Raw genomic sequence first — 15,066 nt, forward strand, 5'->3', positions numbered from 1 at the left:
GAATCGGCATTCGTTACGCCGAATGCAGCGCCATGACCGTATTACGTTATCTGCAAGCCTACCCTCCGCACCTGCAAGAGCAGGTGCGGCAGATGATCGACAGCGACCGCCTGGGTGACTACCTGCAGCGCCGCTACCCCGACCGCCATGATGTGCAAAGCGACAAGGCGCTGTATGGCTATGCCCAGGATCTGCGCCAGCAGTACCTGCGCAGTGCGCCGAACCTCGACAAGGTGCTGTTCGACAACCGTCTCGACCTGACCCACCGGGCCTTGGGCCTGAACACGGCAGTGTCGCGGGTGCAGGGCGGCAAGCTCAAGGCGAAGAAGGAAATCCGCATTGCCTCGCTATTCAAGGAGGCTGCGCCGCAGTTCTTGCGCATGATCGTGGTGCACGAACTGGCGCACCTGCGCGAGCGCGATCACAACAAGGCGTTCTACCAGCTCTGCCAGCACATGGAGCCGGACTACCACCAACTGGAATTCGACCTGCGCGTCTACCTGACCTATCGGGAGCTGCCGGGCAACTGCTAAGGACCACGCAGCATGGAAGTGAGCAAGACCAAGAGCAGCTTCTACCGTCGCCTGTACGTCGCCTGGCTGATTGACAGCCAGACCGCGACCAGCGTGCCCGCCCTGATGGAGGCTACCGGCATGCCACGGCGCACGGCCCAGGACACCATCGCCGCGCTGGCCGACCTGGACATCGTCTGCGAGTTCGAACAGCTGGAAGGTGCACGCAACCACGCCGGGCATTACCGCATTCATGACTGGGGGGCGATCGACAAGCAGTGGATCATCCGCCACTTGCGCCAGATCCGCGAAGTGCTGGGTTACCCCTGAGATTTCTGGCGTCTGTACTGGCCTCATCGCCGGCAAGCCAGCTCCCAAAGATAAGGCGTGTCTCTGAGGCCTGCGCGGAACCTGTGGGAGCTGGCTTGCCGACGAAAGGGGTGCAAAGCACCCCTGGCAATGTCAGCCTTTGCGCATCCCGATGTGCGGGATGTCATCTTCAAGATGTTCCTCGCCCACCACCGCAAACCCATGGCTGGCATAAAACGCCTGCAAATGCGTCTGCGCCGACAGGTAGACCGGCACCCCCGGCCAGCAATGCTCCGCTGCCTCTAGCCCTTTGAGCAGCAGCTGTTCTTCAAGACCTGACTCGCGTGCCGCAGGTGAAGTCACCACTCGCCCGATCACCACATCCCCGCCTTGGGACTGCGGATCGAGCAGGCGCACGTACGCCACCAGCTTGTCATCCTGCCAGGCCATGAGGTGCAGGGTATCGTCCGTAAGGTCCTGGCCATCGACTTCCTGATAGGCGCAGCGCTGCTCCACCACGAGCACTTCCGTGCGCAATTGCAGAATGGCGTACAGCTGGTCTTTGCCGAGGTCGGTGTGGTGCTTGCAGAGCCAGTCGACGGACATTGGCGCGAACTCCTTGAGTGGGCCTTCGATCATCGCATGGTCTATGCCCTTCGGCCAAAATAGAGGCTAAATGACACTATTGGCGGCTGCCCTCGGCGGCAGCTTTGTGTAATCTCGTCGGCAGTGTGTGCCCTCCATAACGAAAGGACGTGAGCATGCGGCCACTGCTTTGTGTTCTGGGGTTACTGGCAATGATGCTGGCAACCCCCGCACCGGGTCACGGCAAGCTGCGCCTGGTGGCTGATAGCTGGCCACCGTTTACTGATGCCAATATGCCGGGCGGCGGCCTGGCGACCAGCATCGTCACCACGGCGCTGGCCCGTGCCGGCTACACCAGCGGCTATGAAGAGGCGCCCTGGGCGCGGGCGCTGCTGGGGGTAGGTGAGGGGCGCTACGACGTACTGATCAATGCCTGGTACAACGACTCACGCGCCAACATCGGGCAGTTTTCCAACGCTTACCTGACTAACCGTATTCATCTGTTGCAACGCAAGGGTGAGACATTCCACTACAAGCGCCAGTCGGATTTGTACGCCTACAGCATCGCCGTGGTGCGTGATTACGCCTACTCGCCGGAATTTGACGGCGATACCCGTCTGCACAAGGTGCCGGTGCGCAACTTTTCATCGGCGGTGCGAATGCTGGCGGCAGGGCGGGTGAACCTGGCGGTGGAAGACGAGTATGTGGCCCGCTACAACCTGCAGCGTGAGCCGCAGGAAGTGCGTGATGGGGTGATGCTGGTCGAGCCGCCGCTAGGGGAGAACACCCTGCATATTCTGGTGAGCCTGAAGCACCCGGAACATAAGCGCATCGTCGAGCGCTTCGAGCAGGCGATTGCGGCGATGAAGGCCGATGGCAGCTATGCCCGGCTAATGCGCCAGCATGGCTTCTGATCTGTATCGCCTGTGCCGGCCTCTTCGCGGGCACTCCATATGTCTCAAGCCCTGTGAAGTCCCTGTGGGAGCGGGTTTACCCGCGAAGAGGCAATCACAGGCACCCAAAAATCAGGCCGGAGCACCTTCCTTGATCAGGTGTGCCGCCAAGGTCCGCAACGGCCCCAACTGCCGGCAAATCAACGCCAACTGTGTTTGCACCAACCGCTGATGTTCATCCAGCTCTTCCGGCATCTGCTCCAGTGCATTGGCCAGCGCCTCTTCAGCATCGCTGTGAATGGCCACCGGTAACCGCGCGGCCAGGCCGTTGGCAATCTCGTCCAGGCTGCTGGCCAGGCTTTGCCCGGCGCCTTCGATCAACTGCTCCTGCACCTCTGCCGGCAAGGCCGTGTCGCGGTGCGCGCCCAACCCCGAGAGGTAGCTGAGCAAGGTGTGCGACAACACCAGGAAGCGGAAGCCAACGTCGGCCTCCTTTCGGAAATGCCCTGGCTCCATCAGCATGTTGGCCAGGGTAGTGGACAGCGCCGCGTCGGCGTTATGGGCATTGCGCCGGGCCAGGCGGTAGGCCAGGTCGTCCCGCTTGCCATGGGCATACTGCTGCATGATCTGGCGCAGGTACACGCTGGCGCAGGCCAGGGTATTGGCCAGTGCCTTGTTCAACCGTCGTCCTTGCCAGTCAGGCAGGAACAGGAACACCGCCAGAATGGCGATCAGGCTGCCCACCAGGGTATCGAACAAGCGTGGCAGGAACAGCCCATAGCCATCGCCGATCTGATTGAAGCAGAACAGCACCATCAAGGTGATCGCGGCCGTGGCCAAGGTGTAGCGGGTGGTGCGGTTGACGAAGAACACCACCCCGGCGACCACGGCGAACAAAGACTGGATGACCGGGTTGGGGAACAGGTCGAACAAGGCCCAGCCCACTGTCAGGCCGACGGCGGTGCCGAAAATTCGCTGCACCAGTTTGCGCCGGGTTGCCCCGTAGTTGGGCTGGCACACGAACAGCGTGGTCAGGATGATCCAGTAGCCCTGGGTCGGGTGAATCAGGTGCACCATGCCGTAGCCGATCGACAGCGCCAGCGGCAGGCGCAGGGCATGGCGGAACAACAGCGAGGTCGGCGTGAGCTGGGTGCGCAGGCGTGTCCATACGTCTTTCAGCGAGCGAGGCGAGCGGTCGAGCAGGCTGCTGTCGCTGGCATCGGCCAGGCTGTCCGGGTTGCTGGCGGCGCTCAGCAGGCGGTCCAGTGTTGCCAGGTTGGCGGCCAGCGCCCGCAGCGAGCGCAAAAGGCTGCGCCAGGCCGGGTTGTTCTGGAGGCGCAGGTGCTCCAGCGAAGCGTTGAGGTCTTCGAGGGCTTCTGGGTAACCACTGGCCAGCACAAACGGCTGGCGCAGGCGGATCGAGCGGGCCAGCTCCTGGCAGGACGAGCCTTGTTTACGCAGCAGGCGCTGGCAGCGGAACATCACGTCGCTGTGGAAAAACGCCTCGGTCAGGCCGTTGTAGGGGTAGTGCGAGGCACTGACCCGCTCGTGAATGTCCTGGGCCAGGAAGTACAGCTTCAGGTAGCGGCTGACCTTGGAGTTCGGCTGGCTGTTGCCCACCCGGTGCAGGATGATCTCCTTGGCTGCGTTGAGCGCTGCCACCACCTTGCCGTTCTGCTGGGCCAGCTCCAGGCGCCTGGCCTCGACGTCGAGGGTGCGGATGGGCTCGAACAGGCTGGCCTTGAGCTTGAGGTAACTGCCCAGTTCGAAGAACAGCTTGGCCAGGCTCTGCTGCACAGGCTGGTTGGAAAACAGTGCCTGCCACAGTACCGAAAGCAGCCCGTACCAGGCCGCCCCAGCCACCAGCAGCAGCGGTTCGTGCCAGAAGTCCGTGACTTGGCCACCGCGCTGGTCCACCCCGATCATGGTGTAAACCGCCGTGATCAGTGTCGCCGAGGCAATCGCACCATAGCGCTCGCCCAAGGCGCCGAGCATGGTCAGGCCAAACGCCGCCAAGGCCAGGGCGACGGCAAAGATCCAGGGGTAGGGGAACAGCAACTCGACCGCCAGTGCAGCGATGGCGAAACACACCAATGTAACGGCCAGGGCGCTGAGGCGGCCCTGCCAGCTATCGTCGGTTTCGGCCAGGGCGCTGGCGATAATGCCGAGGAACAGCGGAATCAGCAGGGCCATCTCGTTCTGGTACCAGCACAGGGCCAGGCTGCCGGTGAGGGCGATGGTGACCCGGATGCTGTAGCTGAACTTGTCTTGGCCCCACAGGCGACGCAGTGACTGACGGAACGAGCTCGATGACATGATGGCCTGCTAGGCAGTGATCAGAAGAATACCTTTCAGGGCCGGTTATTGGGGCGCGCGGCGGCCCCAGTAACGGCTCCAAGCACGGGCCAGCAAGAAGCGTTCCGTGCTGCTGAATGGATTCTACTCTACACGAACTGCGCTGCGGCGTTGGCCGACGCCCACGCCCACTGGAAGTTGAAGCCACCCAGGTGGCCAGTGACATCCAGCACTTCCCCGATGAAATACAGCCCGGGGCTTTTCAGCGATTCCATGGTCTTGGACGACACCTCGCGGGTATCCACGCCGCCCAGGGTCACTTCGGCGGTGCGGTAGCCTTCGGTGCCGGCCGGCACCACTTGCCAGTTCGCCAGTTTTTCGGCGATCTGTGCCAGTTCCGCAGGGGTGTACTGCTTCATCGGCCTGGACTCGAACCATTGCTCGGCCAGCAGGTTGGCCAGCTTGCGGGTGAATACCTCGCCCAGCACGGTCTTCAGCTCGGCATTGGCACGTTCGGCCTGCATTTGTTGCAGCCAGGTCAGCGCATCGCGGTCCGGCAGCAGGTTGATCTCGACCGTGTCACCGGCTTCCCAGAACGACGAAATCTGCAAGATCGCCGGGCCGCTCAGCCCGCGGTGGGTGAACAGCAGGTTCTCGCGGAAGCTGGTGCCGTTGCAGCTGGCGGTGCAGTCCAGCGAGGTGCCGGACAACTCGGTGCACAGTGCCTTGAGTTGGGGCTCGGTGATGGTGAACGGCACCAGCCCGGCGCGGGTTGGCAGCAGGGTGTGGCCAAACTGGCGCGCCACCTGGTAGCCGAAGCCGGTGGCGCCCAGGGTCGGGATCGACAGGCCGCCGGTGGCGATTACCAGTGACTGGCAGGCGAACTGGCCGCCGCTGGTCTGCAGCAGGTAGCCGCTTTCGGTCTTCTCGATGTGTTCGATGCTGGTGTGCATGCGGATCTCGGCGCCGGCCTCGTCGCATTCGGCCAGCAGCATGTCGAGGATGTCGCTGGCCTTGTTGTCGCAGAACAGCTGGCCGAGTTTCTTCTCGTGATACGCAACGCCATGCTTGCACACCAGTTCGATGAAGTCCCACTGGGTGTAGCGGGCCAGGGCCGACTTGCAGAAGTGCGCGTTGTGCGACAGAAAGTTGGCTGGCTCGGTGTACATGTTGGTGAAATTGCAGCGGCCGCCGCCGGACATGAGAATTTTTTTGCCGGGCTTGTTGGCGTGGTCGAGCAGCAGCACCCGGCGGCCACGGCGGGCGCTGAGCTGGGCGCACATCAGGCCTGCGGCGCCGGCGCCGAGGATGATCACGTCGGTGGAGTGCACGGTATGAACCTTCAGATTTGAAATGCTGAACCCTGTGGAAGCGGGTTAATCGGAGCGCCCACAGGGACCTTGCCGAATTTTAGAGAATACGGACTTTCAGGGCGCGGCCCTTGATCTTGCCGCTGTTCAGCCGCTGCATGGCCTGCTTGGCCAGGGCGCGCTCGACGGCAACAAACGCCTGGAAGTCGAAGATGGCAATCTTGCCCACCTGCTTGCCCGGGATGCCGGCATCACCGGTCAGCGCACCAAGAATATCCCCAGGGCGCAGTTTGTCCTTGCGGCCTGCGGCAATGCACAGCGTAGTCATCACGGGCAGCAGCGGTTCGCCGCCCTTGTTCTTCAAGCTGTCCAGCGAGTCCCAGCGCAGCGGGCTTTTCTGCAGGTCTTCGATGGCCTGGGCACGGTGGCCTTCGGCTGGCGCCACCAGGCTGACCGCAACACCTTTCTCGCCGGCACGGCCTGTACGGCCCACGCGGTGCACGTGGATTTCTGCATCACGCGCCAGTTCCACGTTAATGACCATGTCCAGGCCATCGATGTCCAGGCCGCGTGCGGCCACGTCGGTGGCCACCAGCACCGAGCTGCTGCGGTTGGCGAACATGGCCAGTACCTGGTCACGGTCGCGCTGCTCCAGGTCACCGTGCAAGGCTTGGGCGACGATGCCCTTGGCCGTCAGGTGGGCAACCACGTCCTCGCACTGCTGCTTGGTGAAGCAGAACGCCACGCAGGATTGCGGGCGGTAGTGGCCGAGCACACGGGTGACGGCTTCAAGGCGGTGCTGTGGGTCGATCTCGATGAAGCTCTGTTCGATCTGGTTGTCGGTGTGCAGGCTCTCGACCTTGACCTGTTGCGGGTTGCGCATGAAGTCGGCGGCCAGCTGCTTGATGCCGGACGGGTAGGTGGCCGAGAACAGCAGGGTCTGGCGGCGCGATGGGGTCTTGCCGATGATGCTGGCGATGGCGTCGAAGAAACCCATGTCGAGCATGCGGTCGGCTTCGTCCAGCACCAGCGTGTTCAGGCCGTCGAGCACCAGGGTGCCTTTGTCCAGGTGCTGCTGGATGCGCCCCGGGGTGCCGACGATGATGTGCGCACCGTGCTCCAGCGAAGCGATCTGCGGGCCCAGCGAAACGCCACCGCACAGGGTCAGGATCTTGATGTTGTCCTCGGCGCGGGCCAGGCGGCGCAGCTCTTTGGCCACCTGGTCGGCGAGCTCGCGGGTAGGGCACAGCACCAGCGCCTGGCAGCCGAAGTAGCGCGGGTTGATCGGGTTGAGCAGGCCGATGCCGAAGGCGGCGGTCTTGCCGCTGCCGGTCTTGGCCTGGGCGATCAGGTCCTGACCCTTGAGGATGACGGGCAGGCTTTGGGCCTGGATCGGCGTCATCGAGGCATAGCCGAGGGCGTCCAGGTTCGCCAGCATGGCGGCGGACAACGGCAAAGTGGCAAAGGCGGTGGATTCGGTGGTCACGAGGCGGGCCTGCGTTGCGAAGCGAAAAAATGCCGCACAGTCTACCAGCCTCGTGGCCATTCGCCCTACGGTTCCATGTGTTGTTCCGGACGACGGGCACGCCTTCCGTCCGTCGGCGCCAGTTGCAGGAAGATCGCTGCCGCCAGCATCGCCATTATGCCAATGGTGACAAACGTCAGCTGGAAGGCGCCGAGGGTGGTCTCCACGCCTTCGGCACTGCCCGCTGCGGTAAAGCCGCCCAGCAGGGCGCCGGCACAGGCTACGCCCAAGCTCAGCGCCAACTGTGCGACTACTGACAGCAGGCTGTTGCCACTGCTGGCGCTGGCGTCGTCGAGGTCGATCAGGGTAACCGTGTTCATCGCGGTGAACTGCATGGAGTTCACCGCGCCCAGAAGGCCAAGTTGGACCAGCAGCAGCCAATAGGGCGTCTGCTCGTCCACCAGCCCCAGGCTTGCCAGCAGCACCCCCAGCAGCAACGTGTTGCCAGTGAGAATGATGCGATAACCGAACCGTTCGATCAGCGGCCGGGCAATCGACTTGGCCAGCATGGCCGCCGCTGCCAGCGGGATCATGCTCATGCCGGCCTGCGCCGGCGAGTAGCCCAGCGCCACCTGCAGCAGCAACGGCACGAGGAACGGCAGGGCGCCGCTACCCAGGCGAGCGAACAGGTTGCCGAGGATCCCGATGGCGAAGGTGCGCACGCGGAACAGGCTGGGCGAGAACAGCGGCTCGGGGTCGCGCCCTGCACGCAGCCAGTAGGCGGCCAGGCAGGCCATGCCGGCGAACAGCAGCAACATCACCCGCAGGTGCGGCAGGTGCAATTCGCCCAGGCCTTCCATGGCGATGGTGATGAGTACCATGGCTGCGCCAAACAGCAGGAATCCAGGGCCGTCGAACGAGGTTCGTTCCGCGCCGCGCAGGTCCGGGATGAACTTCCACACGGCAATGCAGCCGATCAGCCCTACTGGCAGGTTGAGCAGGAAGATCCAGTGCCAGCTGAGGATTTCCACCAGCCAGCCGCCGACGGTTGGCCCTAGCAATGGCCCGAGCAGGCCTGGAATGGTGATGAAGCTCATGATCCGCACCAGCTCGCTGCGCGGGTAGGCGCGCAGCACCACCAGCCGCCCCACCGGCAGCATCAGCGCACCGCCCAGGCCCTGCACGACGCGGGCGAAGATCAGAAAACCGAGGCTGTTGGCGGCGGCGCACAGCAGCGAGCCGAAGCTGAACAGCAAGATGGCGCTGAAGAAGATGCGCTTGGTGCCAAAGCGGTCTGCAATCCAGCCCGAGGCGGGGATCAGCAGGGCCACCGTGAGCATGTAGGCGATGATCACACCCTGCATGCGCAGCGGGTCTTCAGCGAGTGAACGGGCCATGGCCGGCAGCGCAGTGTTGAGGATGGTGCCGTCCAGGGATTGCATGAAGAAAGCGATGGCTACCACCCAGGGGATCCAGCGGGCGGTGACGGGGTCCAGCGGGGTGCGCTCAGGCATGACGTCCTCTTTTGTCTGTGCCGGCCTCTTCGCGGGGCAAGCCCGCTCCCACAAGATCTCCACTGCCCTCTGATGTGGTGAGATCTCTGTGGAAGCGGGCTTGCCCCGCGAAAGGGTCGGTAATGCCAATCACAATGTCAGGGTCAGGCCTTTGACCAGTGCCCCGGGTAAATGACTCGACCCGGTGCTGCGCTGCCCATAGGTGCTGGTCGACAAGATCATCTCGCGCTCCCGGGTCAGGTCCTCCAGCTGGCTACCCAGCAGGCTGTACAGGCTGTCATCGAAGCGCATGGTGCTCACCGGCCCCTGGATCTGCCCGTTTTCCACCCAGAAGGTCGCGAAGCGGGTCAGCCCGGTCATCCGCGCTGCCGGCAGGTCAGAGTAGTTCAGGTACCACAGGTTGCTGATGTACAGCCCGGTGCCTAGCCGCTCAAGGATCTGTTCGCTGGCCAGGTTGCCAGGCGCCAGGCTGAGCGCGCAGGGCGACTCGTAGCTGTCGGCACCGTTGGCCTGCAGTTCGAACTCGGCCGCACTGCGCGCACTGACCAAGCGTTGCAGCGCTGCGCCTTGCTGGATCAACGGCACATCCAGGCGTGGCGCTCCTTCATCGGAAAACGCCGGGCTCAGCGAGCCGCTGACCTGTTCGGTGAAGCTCACCAGCGGGCTTAACCGTGCATCGCCGTTGTACAGGCGCTGCAAGGCGCTGTTGCCGGTGGCGAGGGCCTGGGCGGAAAACCCGCCCCAGCACAACATGCCGGCAATTTCGTCCATGGCCGCAGGCGCCAGGTAGGCGCGGTAGCTGCCGGGCTTGAGGGTGACCGCCGGGCGACCTAGGAAGCCCAGTTGTTCACGTGCCTGGCGCAAGCGTGCGATGAAGTCGTCGGCGCTCCACAGCTGGCCGGCACAGTTGGCCTTCACCGCCTGGCCGTTTTCGTGGAACAGGCTCCAGTCAAAGTTGAAGCTGTTGGCCTGGTGCCAGCCGAAGGCCCCGAAGGAACTGGCAAAGCCCCGGCAGATCGGGCCGGCGGCGTAGATGCCGACCAGGTCCAGGTCGCCAGCTTCACGGTCGAGCAGGGCCAGTACTTCGTCCAGTGCGGGCAGGGGGTGTTCCTGCTGGCTGTGGCTGTGCCAGGCGCTTTCGTCCAGGCGCAGGTAAGGGTCGAGGGCCAGCAGCGGCAAGGTCTGGCGCAGCTGCTCAAGCGCATCGCTCAGGCGCTGGCGATCCAGTTGCACGTCGCCACTCAAGGTCACCTGCTGTTCCGCCTGGCGCCCATCGCGCACCAGCCGCAGCTGCGCGCTGGCCTGGCTCACTTCACCGGCCTGGCGAACCTTGGCGTGATTGAAGCGCACGAATTGCGACTGCTCTGCGCTGTAGCCGAGGGTGAACTGCTCGCCTGCTTGCAGGGCGGCGCGCACATCCGCAACCAGGGTTTCGAAAGCGTGCTTCATCAGGCGTCTCCTCCGAATACATCGATCTGGCGGAACACACAGGCCGGCGATGCGTGGCCGACCCGCACCACCTGGTTGGGTTCGCCCTTGCCGCAGTTGGGCGTGCCCAGCACCTGGAAGGTACTGCGGTCGCCGACCGCCGACAGGTTGCGCCAGAACTGCGCGGAGATGCCACGGTAGTTGGGGTTTTTGACGATGCCTTTGAGCTCGCCGTTTTCAATCAACTGGCCCCATTCACAGCCAAACTGGAACTTGTTGCGCGCATCGTCGATGGACCAGGAGCGGTTGGTACGCATCAGGATGCCGTGCTCGATGCCCTGGATCAGCTGGTGCAGGCTCTGGTCACCCGGCTCGATGTTGAGGTTGGCCATACGGTCGATCGGCGCACGGTTCCAGCCACAGGCGCGGCTGTTGGCCACGCCGTCCAGGCCTGAGCGGAACTGCGACAGCGCGCCGCCCAGTGGGCGCAGCAGCAAGCCGTCGCGGATCAGGAACTGCTTGCTGGCCGGGGTGCCGTCATCATCAAAGCTGTAGCTGGCCAGTTCTTCGCCGATGGTCGGGTCGAAGGTCACGTTCAACAGACGGGAGCCGTACTGCAGGTGGCCGAAGTCGCTGGCTTTGACGAAGCTGGTGCCCGCGTAGTTGCGCTCGTCGCCAAGGATGCGGTCCATTTCCAGCGGGTGGCCGATGGACTCGTGGATCTGCAGCATCATCTGGTCGGGCATCAGCAGCAGGTCGCGCGGGCCGCTGGGGGTGTTGGGGGCCAGCAGCAGTTGCAGTGCCTCGTCGGCCACCCGCCGGGCGGCGCCGACCAGCCCGCAGCGCTCGATGATTTCGAAACCGCCCTGCTGGCCGAAGTTGTCGCGGCCCAGGCTGCGGCTCTGGCTGTCCTGGCCATCGCTGGCGGTTACGCCCAGCCCCGGGAACAGGAAACGCTGTGCGTGGCGCAGTTCGGCGCCCGCGGAGTTCAGGTAGGTTTGCTCCACCAGGCTCAGGCCCAGACTGGCCTGCCAGTCCACAAGACGGCTGTCTTTGGGCACGCTGGCCGATTCGGCGGCGAGCAGGCCAAGGCAGTCGGCGAGGGAGGGGACGGGCTGGTCGAAGTTGGGCGAGATATGGTCGTGGCGTGCGCTGGTCACCGGCTGGTTGCGCAGGTCCAGCAGGCTGTGTCGGGCAATCTGCCGGGCCAGCGCCTCGGCTTGTTCCAATGCGCGTTGCAGGCCAGCCTGGGAGAGGTCGGCGGTGGCCGCATAGGCCTCCACGCCATTGACCCGCGCGGTGAGCATGGCGCCTTCGTCCTGGCTGAAGAGCGGCGGTTCGGCAACATTGCGGCGAACCGACAGCGCCTGGTGCGACTGTTTCACATGGCGCAGGGAAAACAACTCGGCCGTACTGCGCAGCGCGGCAAAGCGCTGGCGCAGCAGGGCGCTGGAATCGAACATGCAAAAGCCTCCGTGTACACGGTGGCTCCCCCTTAGAACCACTCGTCCTGCATGGTGAGGCAAGTGTTGTCGCGCGCCTCTAGCAATGCCAGCTCATTATGGCAGCCCGGTACTTCCCAGGTCAGGAAATAACGCGCGGCCTGCAGCTTGCCCTGATAGAAGTCGCGATCGGCAGGGTGACCTTTCTGCAGGCCAAGCTCGGCGTGAATGGCCTGTTCCAGCCAGCGCCAGCCGATCACGCAATGGCCGAAGGCCTTGAGGTACAAGGCCGAATTTGCCAAGGCACCAGCGACTTCGCCTTGGGCCATGTCGCCGAGCAGGGCCAGTGTCACGCCCTGCAGGCGGTTGACCAGTTGCTCCAGTGGCTGGCGCAGTGGGTCGAGTTTGGGGTGGTGGCTTGCACGTTCGCCGGTGGTGGCGATCAGGCGGATCAGTTGCTTGAGGCCGGCACCATGGTTCTGTGCCAGCTTGCGGCCGAGCAAGTCGAGCGACTGGATGCCTTCGGTGCCCTCGTGGATCGGGTTCAGGCGATTGTCGCGGTAGTACTGTTCCACCGGGTATTCGCGGGTATAGCCGTGGCCACCGAGAATCTGGATCGCCAGTTCGTTGGCCTTGAGGCAGAACGTCGAGGGCCACGACTTGACGATCGGGGTCAGCAGGTCGAGCAGCGCCTGCGCTTGTGTGCGGGACGTTTCGTCATCGGCGGTGTGGGTATCGTCGAACAGGCGCGCGGCGTAAAGGCCCAGGTCGAAGGCGCCTTCCACGTACGCCTTCTGTGCCAGCAGCATACGTTTCACATCGGTGTGCGCGATGATCGGCACCGCCGGGCTGAGCGGGTCTTTGTTGTCCGGCAGCCGGCCTTGCGGCCGTTGGCGGGCATATTCCAGCGAATACAGGTAGCCGGCGTATCCGAGCATCACCGCGCCCATGCCAACGCCGATACGCGCCTCGTTCATCATCTGGAACATGCAGGCCAGGCCCTGGTGCGGCTGGCCGACCAGGTAGCCGACGCACTGGTCGTTGTCGCCGAAGTTCAGCGCGGTGGAGGTGGTACCGCGCCAGCCCATCTTGTGGAACAGCCCGGCCAGCAGCACATCGTTGCGCGGGCCACGGCTGCCGTCGGGGTTGACGTTGTACTTGGGCACGATGAACAGCGAGATGCCTTTCACCCCGGGCGGTGCGTCCGGCAGCTTGGCCAGCACCATGTGCACGATGTTTTCCGACAGTTCGTGGTCGCCACCGGAGATGAAGATCTTGTTGCCCTTGAGCCGGTAGCTGCCGTCGCCCGCAGGTTCGGCACGGGTGCGGATGTCGGCCAGAGACGAGCCAGCGTGGGGCTCGGTCAGCGCCATGGTGCCGAAGTAGCGGCCCTCGATCATTGGCTGCAGGAACAGACGCTTCTGTTCCTCTGTGCCGAAACTTTCGATCAGGTTGGCTGCGCCCATGGTCAGGAACGGGTAGGCCGTGGTGCCGGCGTTGGCAGCCTGGAAGTGAGCGAAGCAGGCCTGCGAGACCAGGCTGGGCAGTTGCATGCCGCCGACCTCGAAGTCGCGATTGGCGTTGAGGAAGCCGGCCTTGAGGAAGGCATCGACGGCAAGCTTGACCTCGGGGATCAGTTCCGCGCGGCCGTCCACGTAGCGCGGTTCGTTCTCGTCGGCCTTGCGGTTGTGCGGGGCGAAGTACTTTTCGGCGATGGTGCGGGCGGTGGTCAGCGCCGCGTCGAAGGTTTCGCGGCTGTGCTCGGCAAAGCGCGGGCGCTGGGTGAGGGCTTGGGCGTCGAGCACTTCGTAGAGCTCAAAGGCCAGGTTGCGGGGGCTGAGCAGGGTCTCGGGCATGGGGGCGGTCCTGAGGCGGGATGCTGCGAGTGTAGGGAATCGGGTGGGGTGGGGGGAGGTTAATAGGTTTGGGTGATATGGGTTTAGAACGGGTGGGGCATACAGGTGCTTGCCTTGATTTTTTCTGCGCCTGCAAGACCGAGCGCCGCCCGCGCGGCGCATCGCGACGCAAGGCCGCTCCCACATTTGTTTCGGGCCAATCCATCCTGTAAGGCCACCGCTGTCCGCCTTGGTTGTTCCATGCGGTATTGAAGGGGGTGCAGTCGCTCTTTATCGATCTCCAGCCATGCACCCAGGGTGCGCGCGCCATAGGCACAGGAGAGACTGGCCCGAAACAGATGTGGGAGCGGCCTTGCGTCGCGATGCGCCGCGCGGGCGGCGCGCGATTTCACAGGCGCTGCAAAAGGTGAGGCGAACACCTTCCAGCCTCACCGCATTCCGGCCAGTTTCGGCAGATCATTTTAGGTTTTCACCTATTCCATGTAGTCCATTTCCCAAACATACTCCCAACCCCCTTCAAGCCATTGCGGTGCTCTGGATCGGGCCCTAGTCTCGGGTGGTCGCTGCCAAATCAGTGACCGGCTTTGACAGGCCGCTTAGGTCAAACCGCATCGCTTTGCCTTTATGGCAGCTGTGCATGGGGCACTTCGTGTGCGCCGGGTTTTGGTTTGCCTACCGGTCTGTCAACCCATGTACAGCTGCCACCCTCTTGTTTGACAGCAGGTGTGTAGTGGTCTTTATCACTAGGTGAACCATGATGCTGAAGATAGTCCCCGATCCACCCCTTAACGCCCATTCCCTTGAAGACACCCTGATCCAGGCCACGGATCACGCGCTGTGTGCCGCAACCGTGGTGCACCACGCCATACAGCTGCAGCCCAGGTCGCCGGCTTCGATCCTGATGATGACCACGATGCATGAACTGGAGGCGCTGCGGGCATTGCTTGAGTCTGCATTGGTTCAGGTGCAGATGCCCGCTGAGGCCAGGCCAGGCAGTCGAGAATTATCAGGGGATTGAACAATGACAACAGAAGACACCCAGTTCACCGTCGGCAAGACAACTTTCTACCAGGGCGAAAACGGCACGCATCCATTGTTCCGCATCGAGCCCGGTATCCCGTGCAGGGATGCCCGCGAGCAGTCGTCGGAATTGATGGGCTATGTGCGCGAACTGACCATTACCGGGCTGATGGATGAGAAGCCAATGATGATATGGGCTGCCCATTACCTGAGTGCCATGGCAAAGGCACTGATGGATGATGCCGAGTTGGGCATGAAGCAGTGAGGGCTTGCCTTCCGGTTGCGTGAAGGCGGCCAGGTGTTAGTCACAACATTTTCTGCGCCTGCAAGACCGAGCGCCGCCCGCGCGGCGCATCGCGACGCAAGGCCGCTCCCACATTTGTTCCGGGCCAGTCCATTCTGTGAGGCCACCGCTGTCCGCCTTGTTTGTTCCATGC

13 protein-coding genes are annotated in these 15,066 nt (G+C 63.6%); 5 read left to right on the forward strand and 8 right to left on the reverse strand.

Annotated features, from left to right (window positions below; translation table 11 throughout):
- Positions 1-32 precede the first annotated feature (32 nt).
- Both CKW35_RS16620 and CKW35_RS16625 read left to right on the forward strand, forming a co-directional pair.
- Positions 33-533 (forward strand): M48 family metallopeptidase, encoded by a 501-nt coding sequence (locus tag CKW35_RS16620; protein ID WP_031311603.1) that lies wholly within the window; start codon positions 33-35, stop codon positions 531-533.
- A 12-nt stretch (positions 534-545) separates the two neighbouring features.
- On the forward strand, positions 546-842 hold the full coding sequence (locus tag CKW35_RS16625; protein ID WP_016489506.1) for a helix-turn-helix domain-containing protein: 297 nt from the start codon (positions 546-548) through the stop codon (positions 840-842).
- 132 nt (positions 843-974) lie between these two features.
- Here CKW35_RS16625 and CKW35_RS16630 read toward each other — a convergent pair whose 3' ends face one another.
- Positions 975-1,427 (reverse strand): GNAT family N-acetyltransferase, encoded by a 453-nt coding sequence (locus CKW35_RS16630; RefSeq protein WP_095116556.1) that lies wholly within the window; start codon positions 1,425-1,427, stop codon positions 975-977.
- A gap of 155 nt (positions 1,428-1,582) precedes the next feature.
- Here CKW35_RS16630 and CKW35_RS16635 point away from each other — a divergent pair, with 155 nt between their 5' ends.
- A complete protein-coding gene (locus tag CKW35_RS16635) occupies positions 1,583-2,320 on the forward strand; it encodes an ABC transporter substrate-binding protein (RefSeq protein WP_016489504.1) in 738 nt (245 codons plus the stop codon).
- A gap of 111 nt (positions 2,321-2,431) precedes the next feature.
- Here the strand turns inward: CKW35_RS16635 and yccS are convergent, their stop codons facing one another.
- From yccS to CKW35_RS16670, 7 genes are all read right to left on the reverse strand, one after another.
- On the reverse strand, positions 2,432-4,615 hold the full coding sequence (gene yccS / locus CKW35_RS16640) for a YccS family putative transporter (RefSeq protein WP_016489503.1): 2,184 nt from the start codon (positions 4,613-4,615) through the stop codon (positions 2,432-2,434).
- 128 nt (positions 4,616-4,743) lie between these two features.
- On the reverse strand, positions 4,744-5,925 hold the full coding sequence (locus tag CKW35_RS16645; RefSeq protein ID WP_016489502.1) for an NAD(P)/FAD-dependent oxidoreductase: 1,182 nt from the start codon (positions 5,923-5,925) through the stop codon (positions 4,744-4,746).
- Between the two features lie 79 nt (positions 5,926-6,004).
- On the reverse strand, positions 6,005-7,342 hold the full coding sequence (gene dbpA, locus CKW35_RS16650; protein WP_231995348.1) for an ATP-dependent RNA helicase DbpA: 1,338 nt from the start codon (positions 7,340-7,342) through the stop codon (positions 6,005-6,007).
- Positions 7,343-7,455: 113 nt separating this feature from the next.
- Positions 7,456-8,883 (reverse strand): multidrug transporter subunit MdtD, encoded by a 1,428-nt coding sequence (gene mdtD, locus CKW35_RS16655; RefSeq protein ID WP_016489500.1) that lies wholly within the window; start codon positions 8,881-8,883, stop codon positions 7,456-7,458.
- A gap of 129 nt (positions 8,884-9,012) precedes the next feature.
- Complete coding sequence (locus CKW35_RS16660) at positions 9,013-10,332, reverse strand: TldD/PmbA family protein (protein WP_095116425.1); 1,320 nt, start codon at positions 10,330-10,332, stop codon at positions 9,013-9,015.
- Positions 10,332-11,774 carry a TldD/PmbA family protein gene (locus CKW35_RS16665; protein ID WP_023046984.1) on the reverse strand — a complete coding sequence of 481 codons (1,443 nt, stop codon included), beginning with the start codon at positions 11,772-11,774 and terminating at the stop codon, positions 10,332-10,334. The genes CKW35_RS16660 and CKW35_RS16665 overlap by 1 nt, the downstream gene beginning before the upstream one ends.
- 32 nt (positions 11,775-11,806) lie before the next feature.
- The gene (locus CKW35_RS16670) at positions 11,807-13,609 is read right to left on the reverse strand and encodes an acyl-CoA dehydrogenase (RefSeq protein WP_095116427.1); all 1,803 of its coding nucleotides are present in this window, start codon (positions 13,607-13,609) and stop codon (positions 11,807-11,809) included.
- Positions 13,610-14,366: 757 nt separating this feature from the next.
- Here CKW35_RS16670 and CKW35_RS16675 point away from each other — a divergent pair.
- A complete protein-coding gene (locus CKW35_RS16675) occupies positions 14,367-14,627 on the forward strand; it encodes a hypothetical protein (protein ID WP_024717357.1) in 261 nt (86 codons plus the stop codon).
- 3 nt (positions 14,628-14,630) lie between these two features.
- Positions 14,631-14,894, forward strand: coding sequence for a DUF3077 domain-containing protein (locus CKW35_RS16680; protein WP_019473937.1), 264 nt, complete (start codon positions 14,631-14,633; stop codon positions 14,892-14,894).
- Positions 14,895-15,066 lie beyond the last annotated feature (172 nt).

Origin of the sequence: Pseudomonas sp. Irchel 3F3 (assembly GCF_900187545.1) — a bacterium.
In the GTDB taxonomy this organism is placed as follows: Bacteria; Pseudomonadota; Gammaproteobacteria; order Pseudomonadales; family Pseudomonadaceae; genus Aquipseudomonas; species Aquipseudomonas fortuita.

Coding starts and splice junctions, on each gene's coding strand:
- dbpA (WP_231995348.1), bottom strand. CDS start 7,342: ATGCTGGCGAACCTGGACGCCCTCGGCTATGCCTCGATGACGCCGATC.
- CKW35_RS16635 (WP_016489504.1), top strand. CDS start 1,583: ATGCGGCCACTGCTTTGTGTTCTGGGGTTACTGGCAATGATGCTGGCA.
- CKW35_RS16620 (WP_031311603.1), top strand. CDS start 33: ATGACCGTATTACGTTATCTGCAAGCCTACCCTCCGCACCTGCAAGAG.
- CKW35_RS16625 (WP_016489506.1), top strand. CDS start 546: ATGGAAGTGAGCAAGACCAAGAGCAGCTTCTACCGTCGCCTGTACGTC.
- CKW35_RS16630 (WP_095116556.1), bottom strand. CDS start 1,427: ATGTCCGTCGACTGGCTCTGCAAGCACCACACCGACCTCGGCAAAGAC.
- CKW35_RS16665 (WP_023046984.1), bottom strand. CDS start 11,774: ATGTTCGATTCCAGCGCCCTGCTGCGCCAGCGCTTTGCCGCGCTGCGC.
- CKW35_RS16680 (WP_019473937.1), top strand. CDS start 14,631: ATGACAACAGAAGACACCCAGTTCACCGTCGGCAAGACAACTTTCTAC.
- CKW35_RS16660 (WP_095116425.1), bottom strand. CDS start 10,332: ATGAAGCACGCTTTCGAAACCCTGGTTGCGGATGTGCGCGCCGCCCTG.
- CKW35_RS16670 (WP_095116427.1), bottom strand. CDS start 13,609: ATGCCCGAGACCCTGCTCAGCCCCCGCAACCTGGCCTTTGAGCTCTAC.
- yccS (WP_016489503.1), bottom strand. CDS start 4,615: ATGTCATCGAGCTCGTTCCGTCAGTCACTGCGTCGCCTGTGGGGCCAA.
- CKW35_RS16675 (WP_024717357.1), top strand. CDS start 14,367: ATGCTGAAGATAGTCCCCGATCCACCCCTTAACGCCCATTCCCTTGAA.
- mdtD (WP_016489500.1), bottom strand. CDS start 8,883: ATGCCTGAGCGCACCCCGCTGGACCCCGTCACCGCCCGCTGGATCCCC.